This window comes from Bradyrhizobium sp. STM 3809 (assembly GCF_000239795.1).
Taxonomy (GTDB): Bacteria; Pseudomonadota; Alphaproteobacteria; order Rhizobiales; family Xanthobacteraceae; genus Bradyrhizobium.
The window spans coordinates 1-3,642 of sequence record NZ_CAFJ01000741.1; the positions used below are offsets into that span (position 1 = coordinate 1).

Consider the following 3,642-nt stretch of genomic DNA (forward strand, 5'->3'; position numbering starts at 1 on the left):
CAAAACCGCAGGCAGCGTGCTGAACGGCGCTCGCTGTAATTGTGCGCCCGCCATCGCCTTTCATTGATAGTTGAGAACCGACGCCTGCAATATGAGCCACTTCACATCCGCCGGCGGACACTCATCGAAACGATAAGAAACCTTCTCAAATTTGAGATCATCTCTCCCTAACACGGCCCGGCAGCGGCAGTGCGGCCGCACGAGGTGGGGACGAGAATGTCTTTCGACAATTCAAACGACAAGAATTCGACGGCGGATCATCCGGCTGACGGCGTCGATCGCCGCACGCTGCTGCGCAACGCTGTGGGCGTGTCGGCGCTCGGGCTCGGTGCCAGCCTGCTGCCCGGCCAGGCCGCGCATGCGCATTGGCGCATGCATCCTCATCATCATCACGTGACGACCAGCTTTGCGCTCGCGGTGCTGCCGGACACGCAGTTCTATTCGCGCTATGCCACGACCGAGGAGGGCCAGGCCTATCAGCGCCAATATGGCAGCACGCCCTACCCGGCGCAGACGCAGTTCATCGTCGACAACGCAGCGAAATATCACATCCCGTTCACGATCCATCTCGGCGACGTCGTCGACCAGTCCAAGCATCCGCAGCAATGGGCCGTGGCCGATGCCGCGATGAAGCTCCTGGAGAACGCCGGCCGCCCCTATTCCGTGCTCGCCGGCAATCACGACGTGCTGCAGGCGCTGGAGTTCGAGAGCGCGGCGAGCCAGGGCTCGGGCACCGACGCGCAGCGTGCCGCCTCCGAGCCGTATCTGTCGTGGTTCCCGACCAGCCGCGCCGCCAAGCAGCGCACCTTCCTGGAGCGCCATCCGAGCGGCTGGCACGAGGCGCATGTGTTCCACGCCTGCGGCGTCAGCTTCATGGTGCTCTCGCTGTCCTGGCGCGCCTCGGACGATGCGATCGCCTGGGCGCGGAGCATGATCGCCCGCTATCCGATGCTGCCGGTCATTCTCGCCAACCACCAGCTCCTCAACATCGCCAATGACGGCGTGAGCCCGCTCGAGGTCGCCTATGGCCAGTATCTGTGGGACAAACTGATCCGCAGCAACGACCAGATCTTCATGACGCTGAACGGCCATTATCACGGCGGCGCGCATCTCGTGAAGTTCAACGACTTCCGCAATCCCGTGCACCAGATGGTCGTCGACTATCAGATGGCCTATCAGGGCGGCAACGGCCTGATGCGACTGTACGAGTTCGACTTCACCGCCAACAAGATCGACGTCGCCTCGTTCTCGCCCTGGGTGGTCGAGAAGCCGAAGGACAGCCTCAAGCAGTTCGACCGGGCGTGGCTGACCGAGGACAATCACGAGTTCACGATCGAGATCGACTTCGAGCGCCGCTTCTCGCGCTTCACCCGCTTCTGCCATCTCCCGGCCTTCGCCGGCACGCCGATCCTGCCGCGGGTGAAGCAGGACCTCTACGCCAACTACACCGAGCAGCCCGAGCCGGTGGTGGTGCCGCCGGCCAACGAGCAGGACTATCCCGTCATCGCCGAGACGGTGGCGCATTGGCGGATCACCTCGTCTTCGATCGGTACGGCCGTTCCCGCCGGCACGGCACTGGCCGACCTCACGGCCGCCAACCCGATGCAGCGCGCCTCGCTCACGGGAGCAGCTCAGGTCGCCGACGTCGCCTTCACCGCCGACAAGCACCGGCTGTCGTCGGCCGCGGGCAGCGTGCAGTTCCTCAACACCACGCACCAGGGCGCAGGCCGCTTCAGCTGGTTCACGACCGCAGCCAACGCGCCGATCAACGCCGCAACCTTTGCCCAGGGCTACACGGTCGAAACCTTCATCAAGATCGATCCGAACTGGAAGGCCGCCGATCACGCCTGGTGCAACATCCTGACCCGCTTCGGCAACCGCGGCTGGCTGCCGAACTATGCCGGCGGTGATCCGGAATCGCCGCCGATCCTGTTCGCGATCTCCAACCTGCGCGAGGTGCAGTGGGAGATCGTGCCGTCGAGCGCGACCAGCCAGCCGCAGACCGACTGGTCCGGCGAGATCATGCTCAACACCTGGTATCACCTCGCGATCGTCAACGATCCCAAAGACAATTCGACCGTGCTCTACATCGAGGGCGCGCCGGTCGTGCGCAGCGTGATCGGCGGCAATGGCCTCGCCAGCGTCGCGGCGTCCCAGCCCTGGGCGCTCGGCTGCGGCTGGTGGGACCGCGCGCCGTCGGACGGCTTCATCGGCAGCATCGGCGAGGTGCGCGTGGTGTCGAAGCCGCTGGCGCCGAACCAGTGGCTGACCGCGCGCCGCGCCAGCGCCTGATCTCAACAGCATCCCATAAAGCAAAACGGGCGCCCGCAAGGGCGCCCGTTCGTATTGGAGCTTGATTGATCCGGCCGAAGCCGGATCGCCTGGAGATCAGCGCTTCGAGAACTGGAAGGAGCGGCGGGCCTTGGCCTTGCCGTACTTCTTACGCTCGACGACGCGCGAGTCGCGGGTCAGGAAGCCGCCCTTCTTGAGGACGCTGCGCAGCTCCGGCTCGAAGTTCGTCAGCGCCTTGGACAGGCCGTGACGGACCGCACCGGCCTGGCCGGACAGGCCGCCGCCGGCGACCGTGCAGATCACATCGTACTGGCCCTTGCGGGCGGCGACGACCATCGGCTGCTCGATCATCATGCGCAGCACCGGACGGGCGAAGTACACTTCGATGTCGCGGGTGTTGACGGTGACCTTGCCGGAGCCCGGCTTGATCCAGACGCGGGCGACCGCGTCCTTGCGCTTGCCGGTGGCATAGGCGCGGCCGAACTTGTCGACCTTCTTCTCATACTTCGGAGCGTCCGGGGCCGAGACGGCGCCCTTGAGCTGCGACAGCTGATCGAGAGACTGGATGCTTTCGGCCATCTTATGCGGCCCTCGTGTTCTTGCGGTTCAACTTCGCGATGTCGATCTTCTCGGGGTTCTGCGCCTCGTGCGGATGATCAGGTCCGCCATAGACACGCAGATTGCCCATCTGCACGCGGCCGAGCGGGCCACGCGGGATCATGCGCTCGACGGCCTTCTCGAGCACGCGCTCCGGGAAGCGGCCCTCGAGGATCTGGCGCGCGGTGCGCTCCTTGACGTGACCGACGAAGCCGGTGTGCTTGTAGTACGTCTTCTGCTCGCGCTTGCGGCCGGTGAATACGGCATGCTTGGCGTTGACGATGATGACGTTGTCGCCGCAATCGACATGCGGGGTGTAGATCGGGAGGTGCTTGCCGCGCAGCCGCATGGCGACCAGCGTGGCGAGACGACCGACGACCAGACCCTTGGCGTCGATCACGACCCACTTCTTCTGGACCTCGGCCGGCTTTGCCGAAAAGGTTTTCATGAGAGATATCCGTGACAGGGAGAATGCGGCGCGGGTGACGCGCCGAACTGGTCGCAGCTTCTAGAGAAGCGCCCTGCATTCGTCAACGCCATCGAAGCAAAATTCCTGCAATAAAATCAGTCACTTGCAAATATGGTGCAATAATACCCTCAAAAACCTCACGTATTCGGAATGGAGTAGGTCGCCGTGACATGGGCGATAGGGTCTGGCGATTCCCCTGACAGCAGAGAGACTTCGCCCACGGCCAGCCGCTTGCCGAGCTTCAGCAGCCGTGCCTCGGCCAGTACGTNNGNNNCNGNNGNNNC

The 3,642-nt window shown here is 64.3% G+C and carries 3 protein-coding genes; 1 reads left to right on the forward strand and 2 read right to left on the reverse strand.

Annotated features, from left to right (window positions below):
* Window positions 1-216 precede the first annotated feature (216 nt).
* Window positions 217-2,292 carry a LamG-like jellyroll fold domain-containing protein gene (locus BRAS3809_RS31750; protein ID WP_008966108.1) on the forward strand — a complete coding sequence of 692 codons (2,076 nt, stop codon included), beginning with the start codon at window positions 217-219 and terminating at the stop codon, window positions 2,290-2,292.
* 96 nt (window positions 2,293-2,388) lie between these two features.
* Here BRAS3809_RS31750 and rpsI read toward each other — a convergent pair whose 3' ends face one another.
* Together rpsI and rplM are read right to left on the reverse strand one after the other, a co-directional pair.
* Window positions 2,389-2,871 carry a 30S ribosomal protein S9 gene (gene rpsI / locus BRAS3809_RS31755; RefSeq protein WP_008966109.1) on the reverse strand — a complete coding sequence of 161 codons (483 nt, stop codon included), beginning with the start codon at window positions 2,869-2,871 and terminating at the stop codon, window positions 2,389-2,391.
* A gap of 1 nt (window position 2,872) precedes the next feature.
* On the reverse strand, window positions 2,873-3,337 hold the full coding sequence (rplM, locus tag BRAS3809_RS31760; protein ID WP_008966110.1) for a 50S ribosomal protein L13: 465 nt from the start codon (window positions 3,335-3,337) through the stop codon (window positions 2,873-2,875).
* Between the last annotated feature and the right edge of the window lie 305 nt (window positions 3,338-3,642).